General features: G+C 72.8%; 12 protein-coding genes and 2 pseudogenes. 4 read left to right on the top strand and 10 right to left on the bottom strand.

Annotated elements, in window-relative coordinates:
• Positions 1-13: 13 nt before the first annotated feature.
• Genes PV364_RS32645 through PV364_RS32635 form a run of 3 tightly spaced genes read right to left on the bottom strand, consistent with a single transcriptional unit; the run spans position 14 to position 2,737 of the window.
• Complete coding sequence (locus PV364_RS32645) at positions 14-679, bottom strand: response regulator transcription factor (RefSeq protein WP_319664162.1); 666 nt, start codon at positions 677-679, stop codon at positions 14-16.
• On the bottom strand, positions 676-1,956 hold the full coding sequence (locus PV364_RS32640; RefSeq protein ID WP_319664161.1) for a sensor histidine kinase: 1,281 nt from the start codon (positions 1,954-1,956) through the stop codon (positions 676-678). The genes PV364_RS32645 and PV364_RS32640 overlap by 4 nt, the downstream gene beginning before the upstream one ends.
• 58 nt (positions 1,957-2,014) lie before the next feature.
• Positions 2,015-2,737, bottom strand: a complete 723-nt coding sequence (locus PV364_RS32635) for a TetR/AcrR family transcriptional regulator (RefSeq protein ID WP_319664159.1) — start codon at positions 2,735-2,737, stop codon at positions 2,015-2,017.
• A 135-nt stretch (positions 2,738-2,872) separates the two neighbouring features.
• Between PV364_RS32635 and PV364_RS32630 the strand changes: the two genes are divergently transcribed.
• Positions 2,873-3,322 (top strand): nitroreductase family deazaflavin-dependent oxidoreductase, encoded by a 450-nt coding sequence (locus PV364_RS32630; RefSeq protein ID WP_319664262.1) that lies wholly within the window; start codon positions 2,873-2,875, stop codon positions 3,320-3,322.
• Here the strand turns inward: PV364_RS32630 and PV364_RS32625 are convergent.
• Positions 3,315-3,968 carry a DUF4230 domain-containing protein gene (locus PV364_RS32625; protein ID WP_319664158.1) on the bottom strand — a complete coding sequence of 218 codons (654 nt, stop codon included), beginning with the start codon at positions 3,966-3,968 and terminating at the stop codon, positions 3,315-3,317. The genes PV364_RS32630 and PV364_RS32625 overlap by 8 nt on opposite strands.
• Positions 3,969-4,043: 75 nt before the next feature.
• Positions 4,044-5,327, bottom strand: coding sequence for a geranylgeranyl reductase family protein (locus PV364_RS32620; RefSeq protein ID WP_401977428.1), 1,284 nt, complete (start codon positions 5,325-5,327; stop codon positions 4,044-4,046).
• Between the two features lie 101 nt (positions 5,328-5,428).
• On the opposite strand from PV364_RS32620, the gene PV364_RS32615 reads away from it, so the two are divergent.
• Complete coding sequence (locus PV364_RS32615; RefSeq protein ID WP_319664156.1) at positions 5,429-6,790, top strand: dipeptidase; 1,362 nt, start codon at positions 5,429-5,431, stop codon at positions 6,788-6,790.
• A gap of 122 nt (positions 6,791-6,912) precedes the next feature.
• On the opposite strand, the gene PV364_RS32610 is transcribed toward PV364_RS32615, so the two are convergent.
• A complete protein-coding gene (locus tag PV364_RS32610; protein ID WP_319664155.1) occupies positions 6,913-7,953 on the bottom strand; it encodes an NUDIX hydrolase in 1,041 nt (346 codons plus the stop codon).
• A gap of 539 nt (positions 7,954-8,492) precedes the next feature.
• Positions 8,493-9,500, bottom strand: coding sequence for an ROK family protein (locus tag PV364_RS32605; RefSeq protein ID WP_319664153.1), 1,008 nt, complete (start codon positions 9,498-9,500; stop codon positions 8,493-8,495).
• Positions 9,501-9,586: 86 nt separating this feature from the next.
• Here PV364_RS32605 and PV364_RS32600 point away from each other — a divergent pair, with 86 nt between their 5' ends.
• Positions 9,587-10,573, top strand: a complete 987-nt coding sequence (locus PV364_RS32600; RefSeq protein ID WP_319664261.1) for a LacI family DNA-binding transcriptional regulator — start codon at positions 9,587-9,589, stop codon at positions 10,571-10,573.
• Positions 10,574-10,634: 61 nt separating this feature from the next.
• A pseudogene (locus tag PV364_RS32595) lies at positions 10,635-11,644 on the top strand (acetylxylan esterase).
• A gap of 893 nt (positions 11,645-12,537) precedes the next feature.
• Here the strand turns inward: PV364_RS32595 and PV364_RS32590 are convergent.
• The 3 genes and pseudogenes from PV364_RS32590 to PV364_RS32580 form a co-directional block, all read right to left on the bottom strand.
• Positions 12,538-13,818, bottom strand: coding sequence for a DUF6986 family protein (locus PV364_RS32590; protein ID WP_319664152.1), 1,281 nt, complete (start codon positions 13,816-13,818; stop codon positions 12,538-12,540).
• A gap of 124 nt (positions 13,819-13,942) precedes the next feature.
• A complete protein-coding gene (locus PV364_RS32585; protein ID WP_319664150.1) occupies positions 13,943-14,905 on the bottom strand; it encodes an electron transfer flavoprotein subunit alpha/FixB family protein in 963 nt (320 codons plus the stop codon).
• Positions 14,906-14,951: 46 nt separating this feature from the next.
• Positions 14,952-15,191 (bottom strand): annotated as a pseudogene (locus tag PV364_RS32580) (electron transfer flavoprotein subunit beta); the annotation flags it as partial.

Raw genomic sequence — 15,191 nt, 5'->3', positions numbered from 1 at the left:
GGGTCCGGACGGCCTAGCCGAGCCAGCCGGGCCGCACCAGGCCGGACTCGTAGGCCAGGACCACCAGTTGGGCCCGGTCGCGGGCGCCGAGCTTGACCATGGTGCGGCTGACGTGCGTCTTGGCGGTGAGCGGGCTGACCACCAGGCGCCGGGCGATCTCCTCGTTCGACAGACCGATCCCCACCAGTGCCATCACCTCGCGTTCCCGTTCGGTGAGCCGTTCCAGCTCCGTCGCGACGGCGGGCGCCTTGGAACGGGCCGCGAACTCCGCGATCAGGCGCCGGGTCACGCCCGGTGAGAGCAGCGCGTCGCCGTCCACCACCGCCCTGACCGCGCGCACCAGTTCCTCGGGTTCGGTGTCCTTCACCAGGAAGCCCGAGGCGCCGGCACGGATGGCCTCGAAGACATACTCGTCCAGCTCGAAGGTGGTGAGGATGACCACCTTGACGTCCGCGAGTGCCTGGTCGTCGGTGATCCGGCGGGTGGCCTCCAGACCGTCCATGACCGGCATGCGGATGTCCATCAGCACGGCGTCCGGGGCCAGTTCACGGACCAGCCGCAGGGCTTGCGAACCGTCGGGAGCCTCCCCGACGACCTCGATGTCGGGCTGGGCGTCCAGCAGCGCGGCGAAGCCGGCGCGTACCAGCACCTGGTCGTCGGCGAGCACCACCCGGATCATCGGATCTCCTTGTCGAGGACGGCCGTGGCCGCGACGGTATCGAAGGGCAGCCGGGCCAGGACGCGGAATCCCCCGTCCGCACGGGGTCCCGCCACCACCTCTCCGCCCAGCGCGGCGGCACGCTCCCGCATGCCCAGCAGCCCGTTGCCGCCGCCGGTCTCCGGGGACGGGGACTGCCCTGCGACGGCCGTGGCGGGACCGTCGTCGTCGACGCACAACTCGATCTCCCGTGCGCGGTGGACGATCCTCAGGCGCGCCGTGCGCGCCCCCGAGTGCCGGATGATGTTGGTCAGTGCCTCCTGCACGATCCGGAACGCCGCCAGGTCGACGCCGGGAGGCAGGGGGACGGCGGTTCCCTCACGGGTCACGTCGACGCCGAGACCGGCGCCGGCGGCCTGTTCGAGCAGTTCCGGCAGCCGGTCCAGGCCCGGCGCCGGGGACCTGGGCGCCTCGCCCGGGGAACGGAGCGTACCGAGGACCTGGCGGACCTCGCCGAGCGCCTCCTTGCTGGCTGCCTTGATGGTCGTGAGGGCCTGGCGGGCCTGCTCGGGACGTTCGTCCATGAGGGCGAGGGCGACACCGGCCTGCACGTTGATCACCGAGATGCTGTGCGCGAGGACGTCGTGGAGTTCGCGGGCGATCCGCAGCCGCTCCTCGTCCGCCCGGCGGCGCTCGGCCTCGGCCCGCTCCCGTCGCTCGCGGACGTACTGCTCACGGCGCAGCCGCCACAGTTCGGCCACGGCGAGGATGGCCAGCAGCCATGCCGCGGCGCCGGACACCTGCGCCCACGAGGCCCGGCCGTCCCCGGCGGGCGGCAGGAAGCGGTACAGGCACAGCGTGACGATCACGTAAGCCGTGTACAGGCAGGCCGCGACGACGAAGACGGACCGGCGCCGCCCGGCGGCCACCGCCGAGAAGTAGGCGGCGACGACGCTGAGGAAGACCGGGCCGTAGGCGTAGCCCGCGGCAAGGTAGACCAGCGTCACCGCGGACACGGCGGCGGCGACCACGACAGGCGCCCGCCGGCGCCACAGCAGGGCTATGGGGCCCGCGATCAGCAGCAGGTAGCCGAAGTGGTCGAGCGGGACATGGCCGGTGCCGTTGTGCGACGCGGCGGTCGTGCCGACCACCTGGACGAACGCGAGCACGATCGACGCGATCCAGGGGCGGCGCGGGAGGCCGTCACCGCCGCCGTGCCCGGGTCCGCCGTGGCGTGTCCACGACGGACCCCATCGGGGACCGCCCTGCGGCGCGGATCCGGCTGCGTCGTCGCTCATGCGGCCACGCTAGAACGACGGACCGGCGGTCGGCGTCCGATCACGGCGGTGACCTCGTCTACTCCTCCGGGAGTACAGGATCACGGCGGAGACCGGCCTGGTGCGCCAGGCTCGCCATGGCGTGGTCGAAGAACTCGTCCCGTGCCTCGACCACATTGTTGAACTGGCCGAAGAGCTCGAAGCCGATCAGGCCGAAGAGCTGGGCCCACGCGGCGATCAACGTCGGCAGGGCCTGCGGCGGCAGGTCCTGGTCGAGGTCCTTGACGAGCCGCCACGCGTCGGCGTGCACGCCCGCGCTCAGCGGCGCGTCCGGCGCGGGCAGGGCCAGGCGTCCGTCGGCGTGGGCCCTTTCGGCCACCGTGAGCAGCACGAGCGCGACGCGGGAGGCCGGGCCGATGGTGTCGAGCGGCGCGCTGTACCCGGGCACCGGGGATCCGTAGATCAGGGCGTACTCATGGGGGTGTTCCAGTGCCCAGCCGCGCACGGCCCGGCTGACCACGATCCAGCTCGTGACGGGGTCGGCGTCCCCCACCCCCTCGAACGCGGTCTCGGCGGCGGCACCGACGGCGTCGTAGGCGTCGACGATCAGCGCGGTGAGCAGCTCGTCCCGATTGGGGAAGTAGCGGTACAGGGCCGAGGAGACCATGCCGAGCTCCCGGGCCACCGAGCGGAGCGAGAGGCGTGCCGCGCCTTCGTCCGCGAGCTGCCGGCGCGCTTCTTCCTTGATGGCGGCGGTCACTTCACCGCGAGCCCGTTCCCTGGCCGTCCTGATCACGCTCATGAGGATCAGTGTAAACGGATCGGAGTGCGCGACCAAGATTGAGAGCACCGCTCTTGCTTTCACGGCCCTGCTGCTGCACACTGTTCTCAAGCGAGAGCACCGCTCACACTTTACGGAGGAGTCCTCATGTCCGAGATGTCGGAGCACGTCAAGAAGCCCGGTTGGATCACCGTCAATGTCCTCAACCGCTTCGTCGGCTGGCTCACCCGGCGCGGTGTGAGTGTGTGGGGTTCCCGCGTGCTGGCCGTCAAGGGGCGCAAGAGCGGGGAATGGCGCCGCACACCGGTCAACCTGCTCGTCGTGGGCGGGGAGCGCTTTCTCGTCGCTCCCCGCGGCCACGTGCAGTGGACCCACAACATGCGGGCCGCCGGCGGCGGTCAACTCCTGCTGGGCAAGCGCGTCGAGGAGTTCACCGCCGCCGAGGTGGGCGACGACGCCAAGCCCGAGGTGCTGCGTGCCTACCTCAAGCGCTGGAAGGCGGAGGTCGGCGTGTTCTTCGGAGGAGTCGGCCCCGATTCCACGGACGAGGAGCTGCGCGCGATAGCCCCCAAGCACCCCGTCTTCCGGATCACGGCCGTCAGCTGAACCGCACCTCCACGCGCTCGAAGCCGAGCGAGATCAGCAGACGTTCCAGCATGGCGCGGGTGTTGGTCTCCGCCCGCTGCGCCAGCTCCGTCTTCTTGGCCGCGTCCTGGATCTTCTTCGCGGCCAGCTGCTGGATCTGCTGCTCGTCGTTGGGGTGCGAGGAGAAGAAGTCGCCGAGCCGGTCGAAGAAGCCCCGCTCCTCGGCGACGATGTAGGAGCGGTCCGGGTCGAGCGAGGTGCGCTCCAGCTGGGCGTGCGGCAGGGTCAGCACCGCCGACTTGCGGTCCTCGGTGACCTGCACGCCCTTCGGGCCCACGTCCCCGAGGTCCACATAGGCGTCGACGCTGCCGGCGCCGACATAGAGCGTGCGCCGGCCACGCACTGCGTCGGGCAGGAACTTGGCGTCCTTCTCCAGGTCGACGACGACCTGGAAGTCGCCGCTGGCTCCCTCGAAGCGGTTCATGTCCTGGATCGCCTTGAGCACCACGGGGCCGGTGCGGTCCTTGGTCTCCTCGGCGAAGGGGTTGGGCAGGCCGGGTATCAGGTCGGCTTTGGCGACCAGCAGCAGCAGGCCCGCCAGCACTATGAGCCCGGTCAACCACCGGGCCCACCAGGGCAGTCGGCCTTGTTCATTCCTCAACGGCATGTCAGGGCTACCTCCAAGAAGGTGTCTGCCCCTCAACACCCTCTTTAAGGCAGGCAGTAGATGGACAGATGAAGATCAGGAGCGGTCGAATGACTCTAGCGCACGACGGGCCAGGGGATGGGTCCGAACGATCTCGGCGAGCGAGGTCGAACCGCGAGTGATCCGGGCGAAGGTGTTCCACGCCGGCGGGAGGGTGGTGAGGACCGCGTGCAGCAGACCGGGGCGCTTCTCGAAGATGCCGAGCATGCGGCGGCCCACCCCCATCTCCACACCGAGACCGGCCTTGACCGCGAAGGCGTAGTTGAGCGCCTGACGCCGGGCGTCGACCGCGTCGTGCGACTCGGAGATCCGCACCGCCCACTCCCCCGCGAGACGGCCCGAGCGCAAGGCGAAGGAAATGCCCTCGCGGGTCCACGGCTCCAGCAGGCCGGCGGCATCCCCGCAGACGAGCACCCGGCCGCGGGACAGCGGGGAGTCGTCGGCACGGCAACGCGTCAGGTGGCCCGAGGAGATGCTCGGTTCGAACCCGGCCAGACCGAGCCGGCCGATGAAGTCCTCCAGATAGCGCTTGGTGGCGCCGCCGTCGCCGCGCGCGGAGATCACTCCGACCGTCAGCGTCTCGCCCTTGGGGAAGACCCAGCCGTAACTGCCGGGCAGCGGGCCCCAGTCGATCAGGACCCGGCCTGTCCAGTCCTCGGCCACCTCCGGGGGGACCGGGATCTCGGCCTCGAGGCCCAGGTCGACCTGGTCCATCTTGACCCCGACATGGGCGCCTATGCGGCTGGCGGAGCCGTCGGCGCCGACGACCGCCCGCGCGAGCACCGTCTCGCCGTTGTTGAGGACCACCGCCACCGTGCGCCGGTCGGGGACGGAGGTGCCGTGCTGCTCGACCCGCGAGACGGCGGCACCGGTGCGCAGCTTGGCGCCCGCGGCAACGGCCGCCTCGACGAGCTGGGCGTCGAACTCGGGCCGGTTGATCAGGCCGAAGAGCATGTGCCGGGACCGGCGGGTCCGGGTGAGGCGCCCGTTGAGGCTGAAGGTGACCGCGTGCACGCGATCACGGAGCGGAAGTTCGAAGCCCGGCGGGAGTGCGTCCCGGGACGGCCCGATGATGCCGCCGCCGCACGTCTTGTAGCGGGGCAGCTCGGCCTTCTCCAACAGCAGGACACTGCGTCCGGCCGCGGCCGCGGCATAGGCCGCCGATGCCCCGGCGGGCCCCGCCCCGACCACGACGACATCCCACACCGATGCGTCCTCGGCGCCGTCCGCCGAACCGCCGTCCTGCGCCTGGTACTCGCTGCTCACGTGCTCCCGCTCCCGTCCGACCCGCAGGCTGCTGTCACCCCTGCTCAGCCGCATACTAATCCGCGGGTGCGCGGACACGGCTGTGGCACCATCGATCCCGAGCACCAGTACACGAACCACGCGTTCGACCGAACACGCACCCACCAGGAGCGCCCATGTCCGCCGCACCACTCGCCGCAACCGTCGCCGCCCTGATGCCGCGGGCCCGGACCGAGCTGGCCGAGCTGGTGTCGTTCCGCTCGGTGGCGGACCCGAGGCAGTTCCCGAGGAGCGAGTGCGAGAAGGCCGCGCAGTGGGTCGCGGACGCTCTGACCGGAGAGGGTTTCCAGGACGTCGCGCTGCTCGACACCCCCGATGGCACGCAGTCGGTCTACGGATACCTGCCCGGCCCCGAGGGCGCGCCCACCGTGCTGCTCTACGCGCACTACGACGTTCAGCCGCCGCTGGACGAGGCCGGCTGGCTGTCCCCGCCCTTCGAGCTGACCGAGCGCGACGGCAGGTGGTACGGGCGCGGTGCGGCCGACTGCAAGGGCGGTCTGATCATGCACCTCACGGCGCTGCGCGCGCTGCGCGACAACGGCGGGGTGCCGGTCGGCGTGAAGATCATCGCCGAGGGATCCGAGGAGCAGGGCACGGGCGGCCTGGAGCGTTACGCGGAGGAGCACCCCGAGCTGCTCGCCGCCGACGCGATCGTCATCGGCGACACGGGCAACTTCCGCTGCGGGCTGCCCACCGCCACGGCCACGCTGCGCGGCATGGCGATGGTCGAGGTCAAGGTGAGCACGCTGCAGGGCAACCTGCACTCCGGTCAGTTCGGAGGCGCCGCGCCCGACGCGCTCAGCGCCCTGATCCGCATCCTGCACACCCTGCACGACGAGACCGGGGCCGCCGCGGTCCAGGGGCTCGCCATGGACGCCTCGTGGCAGGGGCTGCAGTACCCGGAGGAGGACTTCCGCGGCGACGCCAAGGTCCTGGACGGTGTCTCCCTCGTCGGCGGCGGCACGGTCGCCGACCGCGTCTGGGCCCGTCCCTCGGTCACCGTGCTCGGCATCGACGCCCCGCCCGTCGTGGGCGCCACGCCGTCCGTCCAGGCCACCGCGGGCGCCAAGGTCAGCCTCCGGGTCCCGCCGGGCGTGGACGCCCAGGAGGCCGCCGATCTCCTCATCGCCCACCTCAAGGCCGCCGCCCCCTGGGGCGCCCACGTCGAGGTCACCCAGACCGGCTTGGGCCAGGCCTTCCGCGCCGACACCTCCAGCCCGGCGTACTCCGCCATGGCGGAGGCCATGCGCGCCGCCTACGGCAAGGAGCTCGAGATCGCCGGCATGGGCGGCTCCATCCCGCTGTGCAACACCCTTGCCACGCTGTACCCCGAGGCGGAGATGCTCCTCATCGGGCTGAGCGAGCCCGAGGCGCAGATCCACGCGGTCAACGAGAGCGTCTCCCCGGCGGAGCTGGAGAAGCTCTCGCTCGCCGAGGCGCTGTTCCTCCGCGGCTATGCCGAGAGCAAGGCCGTCTGACACCCCGGCCGCCGACACCCGGTGCCCGTGCGGCCGGGTGTCGGCACGCCTCTCCGGCGGCCTGCCCGGACGGTCGACCGGTCGACCGTCCGGGCAGGCCGCGCACCGGCATCGATCAGCGATCAGCTGCCCACGGGCACGCCCGCCTCCAGGTTGAGGACGGTGGCGCGCTCACGGGCGCGCAGGGCCCACCGCAGGCGCGTGAGACGGACCGGCGGCAGCATGGCGGCGGCCTCGTCCTCGCTGGCGAAGCGCCAGCCGCGCAGTTCGGCCCCCGGCAGGAGGAGGCGTTCGGCCTCGGCGGCCCCGAGACGGCCGCCGTCGAAGAGCAGCCGCAGGCCCCCGTAGCCGGGCGGCAGGGGCGGTTCCCAGTCGACGACGAGCAGCCGGGGAACGGTCGGCAGGTGCAGGCCGAGTTCCTCGGCGACCTCGCGCATCCCGGCCCGGGCGGGGGCCTCACCGGGCTCGACGACCCCGCCGGGGAACTCCCAGCCGGGCTTGTAGGTGGGGTCGACCAGCAGGACGCGGTCCTCCTCGTCGAAGAGGAGCACGCCCGCGGCGAGCGTCTCCGCCGTGGGCTCCGGGGTCTGCACGATGTCGCAGACGCCGGCGCCCTCGCGTATCGCCTCGGCGACGCGCTCCGCGGTGGCGCGCGGGCCCATGCCGGTGGTGTCGACGACATGGGCGTCGGCGGTCAGCCAGGGCAGCGCCTCTCGGTAGGCGGCGAGCTGCTCCAGGCACCAGCCGCGGACCTCCGCGTTCGCCACCGGGTCGCCGGGGATGTCCGCACGCTGCTCGATCCGCTCGCGCAGAACCGTTTCCTCAGCGTCGAGCACGAAGTGCCGCACCGCGATTCTGCGGGCTGCCAGGCCCCCGAAGATCTCGTCGCGGTACTCCTGCCGCAGCAGGGTCATCGGCACGACGAGCGGCCCGCCGCCGATCTCGCTCAGCAGCGCGGCCGCCGTGTCGACCACCAGCCGCCGCCAGCAGGGCAGGTCCTGGTAGTCGGAGACCTCGCCCAGCCGCTTCTCGGGGAGCATGAGCCGCAGCCCGGTGCCGATGAGTTCCGGGTCGTAGAGCACGCTTCCCGGCAGCAGATCGAGCAGTTCGCGTGCCGCAGTGGTCTTGCCCGCGCCGAACGTGCCGTTGAGCCAGACGATCACGGTGCCCCCTCTTCCGTTGCCCGGTAGCCCCCTACGAATTGCCCGGATCATCGGCGTCGGCAAACGCACAGACCCGGCCATCGGCGCATACCGGTGGCTTCAGAACCCGCGTACCCCGAGCTCAGCCCGTGTCGGCGTCCCGGGCGAACGGGCTGTGAACCGATCGCACGGCAGCGCGCGGACCAGGAACGCGGCAGCGTCAAGAGTGCCGATCCGGCCACGAGCGCGACCTGTCGGAGGACCTCGGTCCGGACCGCTCCGGGTGTCCCGGGACAGCGCAGTTACGTTCCCGGCGCATGCCGGACCGCGCGCGGGCCCGGATACCGGGGATCCACGCGCTCCTGGTCGTTCCCGGCGCCCGTCACGCGACCGCGCCCGCCGGGGGCGGCCCGTCGTCCGCTTCCTGACGAACGGGGCGGCCGCCGCGCCGGGGGGTGAGCGCCACGACCCGCGGCCGGGCGTTGCCGGCGTGCCGCACGCCGACCCGGACGTCCGGCGGCTCGGGGGAGCCGGACGCCCGCGGACAACTGGGCCCGCGTCTAGCGGGCCGCGCCGAACGCCTCCAGGCCCAGCGCCTCGCCGGCCGCCGCGGCGGCGCCGACCAGGCCCGCGTCCGTGCCGAGCACCGCGGGGACGACCTTCACCCCGGCCGCGAACGACAGGGTGGCGTACCGGCGCAGATGGGTGCGCAGGGGATCGAAGAGCAGCGGGCCCGAGCCGGCGACGCCTCCGCCGATCACGGCGATGTCGATCTCCACCAGCGTCGCCGTCGCGGCGATGCCCGCGGCCAGTGCCTGCGCGGCGCGGTCGAAGGACGCCAGCGCCACCGCGTCCCCGGCGCGGGCGGCACGGGCCACGGCGGCGGCGTCGGCCGCCTCCCCCGCGGCGGGGAGCCAGCCGGCCTCCTGGGCACGCCGCACGATGTTGGGGCCGCTCGCCAGCCGCTCGACGCAGCCCCGGCCGCCGCAGGGGCACAGGTCGCCGTCGAGGTCCACGCTGATGTGGCCGATGTGGCCGGCGTTGCCGGTCGGTCCGGGATGCAGTGCGCCACCGAGGACGAGGCCGCCGCCGACGCCGGTGGAGACCACCATGCAGAGCGCGTTGTCATGGCCGCGGGCCGCACCCTGCCAGTGCTCGGCGGCGGTGATCGCCATGCCGTCGCCGGTCAGTACCACGGGCAGTCCGTCCACCCGTGCGGCGACCTCCGCCACCAGCGGGTAGTCGCGCCAAGCGCCGATGTTGACCGGGCTGACCGTGCCACGCGAGGCGTCGATGGGTCCGGCGCTGCCGATGCCGACGGCGACGACGCGCGACCACTCGGCCGCCGCGCGCAGTTCGTCCAGCACTTCGGCGACCGATCCCATCACGGTCTCCGCGTCCCGGTCCGCCCTCGTGGGACGCAGGGCGCGCAGCAGCAGCCGCCCATGCGGGTCCACCAGGGCGCCCGCGATCTTCGTGCCCCCGACGTCCACGGCGGCGACCAGGGGACCCCGGTCTGCGGCCTGCGACGGCGGTGCGATGGGTTCAGCTGTGCTCTCGAACGGCATGGGCGTAGTGTCGCCCTTTGTTGACAACGTTGTCCAGCCCATAGGATCCCGGCGTGACCGATATTCCGCGTACCGCCCGGCCCACCATGAAGGACGTCGCCGCTCGGGCCGGTGTCGGCCTGAAGACCGTCTCCCGCGTCGTCAACGAGGAGCCGGGGGTCACCGACGACACGATCGCCCGCGTGCAGGCCGCCATCGACGCCCTCGGCTTCCGCCGCAACGACAGCGCCCGCCTGCTGCGCAAGGGCCGGACCGCCAGCATCGGGCTCGTCCTGGAGGACCTCGCGGACCCCTTCTACTCCCCGCTCAGCCGGGCCGTCGAGGACCTGGCCCGGGCGCACGGCACGCTGCTGTTCACGGGGTCGAGCGCGGAGGACGCCGAACGCGAACAGGAGCTGGTGCTGGCGTTCTGTGCCCGGCGCGTCGACGGCCTGGTCATCGTCCCGGCGAGCGAGGACCACCGCTACCTGGAACCGGAGATAGCGGCAGGGGTCGCCACGGTCTTCGTCGACCGGCCCGCCGGGGGCATCCACGCGGACGTGGTCGTCAGCGACAACGCCGGCGGCACCCGTGAAGGCGTCGCGCACCTCATCGCCCACGGGCACCGGCGCATCGGCTTCATCGGTGACCTCCCCCGCATCCACACCGCCGCCGAGCGCCTGCGCGGCTACCGCGAGGCGATGGCCGACGCCGGCCTCCCCGTCCACGACGGCTGGGTCTCCTGCGGCACGACCGCGCCGGACCGCGTGCGTTCGGAACTCGACCGGATGCTGGCCGGGCCGGAGCCCGTCACGGCGATCTTCGCGGGCAACAACCGGATCACCGTGACCGCGGTACGGGTGCTGGCCGACCGCCCGCAGCTCGTCGCGCTCGTCGGCTTCGACGACTTCGAGCTCGCCGACCTCCTCCGGCCCGCGATCACCGTCGTCGCCCAGGACCCGGCACAACTCGGCCGCACGGCGGCGCGGTTGCTCTTCCAGCGGCTCGACGGCGCCGCCGGTGCGCCCGACCGCCTGGTACTCCCCTGCCGGCTCGTCGCACGCGGCTCGGGCGAACTCCCGCCCATGACCTGACGGCCCCACCGCGACGACGGGCCGTTGACACCTCGGGTGCCGGGCGGCCCGATGGCCGCCGATCAAGGAGGGGACGTACCGCCATGCGCTCACCGACCTGCCGTTGGACGTACTGCGCACCTACGCACCGGAGACAGCGGAGCCGGAGGACTTCGACGCTTTCTGGACCAAGACCATCACCACCGCCCGGGAGGCCGCCGGGGGCGACGCCGAGTACCGGCCCGTGGCGGATTCGCCGTTGCGGACGGTCGAGGTCTTCGACGTGCGCTTCCCGGGCTGGGGCGGTCAGCCCGTCGCCGCGTGGCTGCTGCTGCCGCGCGGGGCGACGGAGCCGCTGCCCGGCGTCGTCACCTACATCGGCTACAGCGGTGGACGCGGCCTGCACCACGAGCACTTGCTGTGGAGTGCCGCCGGGTACGCCCACCTCGTCGTGGACAGCCGCGGCCAGGGTCACGACACCCCGGATCCGGACGCGATGCCCGGGCCGCAGTACGTCGGGGGCTTCATGACGCGGGGCATCGAGGACCCCGAGCACTACTACTACCGACGCCTGATGGCGGACTGCGTGCGGGCGGTCGACGCCCTGCGCAAGCACCCGCGCGTCGATCCGCGGCGCGTGGTCGTCTCCGGCGTCAGCCAGGGCGGCGGGCTCGCACTGGCGGTCGCCGGGCTGACGGGCGGCGCGGTCGCGGCGGCGCTCGTGGACGTGCCGTTCCTGTGCCACTTCCGGCGCGGCGCGGACACGGCCGCCGACGGCCCGTATCCCGAGCTCGCGCAGTATCTCGGGGTGCACCGGCGGGTGGACCCCAGGAGGTGTTCGGCACGCTCTCCTACTTCGACGGCGTCCACTTCGCGCCGCGCGCGAGCGCCCCAGCGCTGTTCAGCGTGGGCCTGATGGACCCGATCTGCCCGCCCTCGACCGTGTACGCGGCGTACAACCGCTACGCCGGCGAGAAGGACATCCGCGTCTGGCAGTTCGGCGACCACGCCGGGGGCCGTGGTTCGCAGCCGCTGGAGCAGATGCGCTGGCTGAGCGGGCGCGGCCTCGCCCCGGACGGCCCGGTGCGCTAGCCACCCGTCCGCGTGTTGCCGTGCCTACGCCCCTCCCGATCGGGGGGGGTGGCCGATGACGTACCGCCGCCCGCCGGTGTCCGTCGGCATCAGCGAGGCGGGGACGGCGGCCGGAGGCGGCGGTGCGGGTGCCGATCTGGGCCTCGGGCCCCGAACGCCAGGAGTTCGTCAGGGCGGCGTCGGACCTCGGCCCCCTCCCGACCGCGCGGTACGACATCACGCCGGCGGACCACCGGCGGTACAGGCCGACATCGGCGTTGCCGGTCCGGCCGTGCACGGCGGACCACGGCCACCCGGACTTCCCACTCACCCCCACTACCCACGCTCCCCCGGCGCCACCACCGTCGTCGGCATCGCGGTCGTCACCGGCTACGGCGTTCTCGGCCCTCGACACCGTCCGCCGCCGGGGGCGCGGCTGGTACCCGGCACGGCACCCGACCGCCGAGCCGGAGGGGCGCCGGATGACCGTCACCGAGTACGCGGACCTGCCCGCGTGCGACACCGACGCGGCCCGGCGGCTGAAGCGCGGCATCGGCCTCGGGCGGGACCTGCTCTACGCGCAAGCGGGCGCCCGAGGTCGGCAAGGCTGTCGAGCGCGACCCCGTCTCCGCGCGGCCTGGGACAGGTGGTCCCGCTGCGTGGCGGACGCAGGATTCACCCGCCGGCCCGACCTCGTCGCGGCCTTCACGGACGACGCCTGCGAGCGCCGCCTCCGTACGGCCGAGGTCCGGCACGACGTACGGGTACGGGAGCAGACCGAGGACATCGCCCTGCGCCGCGACCGCCGCGCCGCCGGGCCGCGGGCGCTGCAGACCTACCCGGCCGACGTCGCCGAGTGCCGCGAGAGCTCGGCCAGTCGGGCGCGCGGGCGCCGTCCACGGCCGGAGCGACGGCTAGCCCCGGCCGGGCACTCCCGCCAGCGCGTCGAGGTCGCTTCGCGAGAGGCCGGTGGCGGCGGTGACCTCGTCCGGGTCGACGGCGCCGCAGTCGAGGCCGCGCAGGAGGTAGCCGCTCAGCGCCCTGGCGGTGGCGGGCTCGTCCATGACGTCGCCGCCGGCCCGGGCGACGTACGCGGCGAGGCGGGCGGCGGCCGCGGGGAGGCCCTCGCGGTAGAAGGCGTAGACGGCGGCGTAGCGGGTGGGCAGCTGGCCGGGGTGCATGTCCCAGCCCTGGTAGTAGGCGCGGGCGAGGGAGCGGCGGACGAGCCCGTAGTGCAGGCGCCAGGCGTCGTGGACCTGCGCGGTGGGCCCGACCGGGAGGACGTTCGTCGCGCCGTCGGAGAGCCGGACGCCCGTGCCGGCGGCGGCCACCTGCATGACGGCCTTGGCGTGGTCCGCGACGGGGTGGTCCATCGACTGGTACGCCGCACTCACGCCGCAGGCGGCGCTGTAGTCGAAGGTGCCGTAGTGCAGTCCGGTGACCCGGCCCCCGGCCGCGTCGATGAACCGGGCGACGGTGGCGGTGCCGTCGGGACCCAGCACGGACTGCGTCGTCTCGATCTGGATCTCGAAGCCGATCCGTCCCGCGTCCAGCCCGCGGGCCTTCTCGAACTCCTCCACCAACCGCACCATCGCCGTGACCTGCTGAGGGAACGTCACCTTGGGCAGGGTGAGCACGAGCCCGCGCGGCAGGTCCCCGGCGTCCATGAGGCCGGTGAGGAAGACGTCCAGGGTACGGATGCCCCGGTCCCGGACCGCCGCCTCCAGGCACTTCATACGGATGCCGAGGTACGGGGGCGCGCTGCCGTCCGCCACGGCGGCGTTCACGAGGCGTGCCGCGGCGGCCGCCGCCGCGTCCTCCTCCGCGTCGGGCCGGGGACCGTAGCCGTCCTCGAAGTCGATGCGCAGATCCTCGACGGGCTCCCGCCGCAGCTTGGCGCGGACGCGGTCGTGGACCGCCGCCGCGGACCCGGGCGGCAGACCGAGGACTTCGGCGAGGGAGGCGGCGTCCGGCGCGTGCTCGTCGAGGGCGGCGAGGGCGCGGTCGCCCCAGGTCCGCACGGTGTCGTGCGCGAAGGCGTCGGCGGGGACGTAGACCGTGTGCACGGGCTGCCGGGTGCCGGGGTCCCCGGGGTAGCGGCGGGCGAGTTCGGCGTCGACACCGGCCAGGGACGCGCCGATGTCCTGGCGCACCGCGTCGCCGAGTGAGGTGCGGACCGTCCCGTCCTGGGCCATCTGCCGCCCTCCAGCGTTCCATATTCAACAAACCGTTGAAACAACGCTAAGGCCGTCCAGCCGGGCCGTCAATGACGCGCGGAGCCCCGCGGTGCCTGCGTGGCACGGCGGGGCTCCGTCGGGGTCAGCCCTTGCGGGCCGTGACCTCCTCGGTCAGCTGCGGCACCACACTGAACAGGTCACCGACCACGCCGAAATCGACCAACTCGAAGATCGGCGCCTCCGGATCCTTGTTCACCGCCACAATCGTCTTCGACGTCTGCATCCCCGCCCGATGCTGAATCGCACCCGAGATACCCGCCGCGACATACAACTGCGGCGACACCGACTTACCCGTCTGACCCACCTGATTGGCATGCGGATACCAACCCGCGTCCACCGCCGCCCGCGACGCACCCACCGCCGCACCCAGCGCATCAGCCAGCGCCTCGATCACCACGAAATTCTCCGCACCATTGACACCCCGGCCACCGGACACCACGACCGCCGCCTCCGTCAGATCCGGACGACCCGTCGACTCCCGCGGCGTCCGCGACACCACCCTCGTCCCCCTGGCCAACGCACCGAACTCCACCACCAACTCCTCCACCACACCACCGGCCGCCACCGCCTCCACCGGCGCCGCATTCGGCTTCACCGTGATCACCGGCACCCCCGACGTCACCCGCGACCTCGTCGTGAACGACGCCGCGAACACCGACTGCGTCGCCACCGGACCCCCATCACCGGCCACCACATCCACCGCATCCGTGATCAGACCCGAACCCAGCCGCAACGCCAACCGCGCCGCAACCTCCTTGCCCTCACCCGACGTCGGCACCAACACCGCCACCGGACTCACCACCCCAGCAGCCGCCTCCAGCGCATCCACCTTCGGCACCACCGAATACTGCGCGAACTCCGCCCCCTCATTGACCAACACCCGCACCGCACCATGCTCACCCAGCACACCCGCCGCCGCAGACGCACCCACACCCAACACCACCGCCACCGGCTCACCCAGCCGACGCGCAATCGTCAGCAACTCCAGCGACGGCTTACGCACCACACCACCGACATGGTCCACAAAGACCAGAACATCACCCATCAGAAACACTCCCAGCGGATCGGAAAACGAAGACTGCGAAAACTGCTCAGATGAACTTCTGACCCGCCAGGAACTCCGCGAGCTGCCGGCCGCCCTCACCCTCGTCCTTCACGATCACACCAGCCGTCCGCGCCGGACGCGCCACCACCTCGTCCACCACCGACCACGCACCCGCCAGACCCACCACCCCCGCATCCACACCCAGATCCGACAGACCCAACGACTCCACCGGCTTCTTCTTCGCCGCCATGATCCCCTTGAACGACGGATACCGCGCCTCACCCGA

It is taken from the genome of Streptomyces sp. MI02-7b (assembly GCF_033793585.1).
GTDB lineage: Bacteria > Actinomycetota > Actinomycetes > Streptomycetales > Streptomycetaceae > Actinacidiphila.
Note: the sequence above shows the minus strand (reverse complement) of the source record. Positions and strands in the feature narration are given on the sequence as shown.

Coding starts and splice junctions, on each gene's coding strand:
- PV364_RS32645 (WP_319664162.1), bottom strand. CDS start 679: ATGATCCGGGTGGTGCTCGCCGACGACCAGGTGCTGGTACGCGCCGGC.
- PV364_RS32640 (WP_319664161.1), bottom strand. CDS start 1,956: ATGAGCGACGACGCAGCCGGATCCGCGCCGCAGGGCGGTCCCCGATGG.
- PV364_RS32635 (WP_319664159.1), bottom strand. CDS start 2,737: ATGAGCGTGATCAGGACGGCCAGGGAACGGGCTCGCGGTGAAGTGACC.
- PV364_RS32630 (WP_319664262.1), top strand. CDS start 2,873: ATGTCGGAGCACGTCAAGAAGCCCGGTTGGATCACCGTCAATGTCCTC.
- PV364_RS32625 (WP_319664158.1), bottom strand. CDS start 3,968: ATGCCGTTGAGGAATGAACAAGGCCGACTGCCCTGGTGGGCCCGGTGG.
- PV364_RS32620 (WP_401977428.1), bottom strand. CDS start 5,327: ATGCGGCTGAGCAGGGGTGACAGCAGCCTGCGGGTCGGACGGGAGCGG.
- PV364_RS32615 (WP_319664156.1), top strand. CDS start 5,429: ATGTCCGCCGCACCACTCGCCGCAACCGTCGCCGCCCTGATGCCGCGG.
- PV364_RS32605 (WP_319664153.1), bottom strand. CDS start 9,500: ATGCCGTTCGAGAGCACAGCTGAACCCATCGCACCGCCGTCGCAGGCC.
- PV364_RS32600 (WP_319664261.1), top strand. CDS start 9,587: ATGAAGGACGTCGCCGCTCGGGCCGGTGTCGGCCTGAAGACCGTCTCC.
- PV364_RS32590 (WP_319664152.1), bottom strand. CDS start 13,818: ATGGCCCAGGACGGGACGGTCCGCACCTCACTCGGCGACGCGGTGCGC.
- PV364_RS32585 (WP_319664150.1), bottom strand. CDS start 14,905: ATGGGTGATGTTCTGGTCTTTGTGGACCATGTCGGTGGTGTGGTGCGT.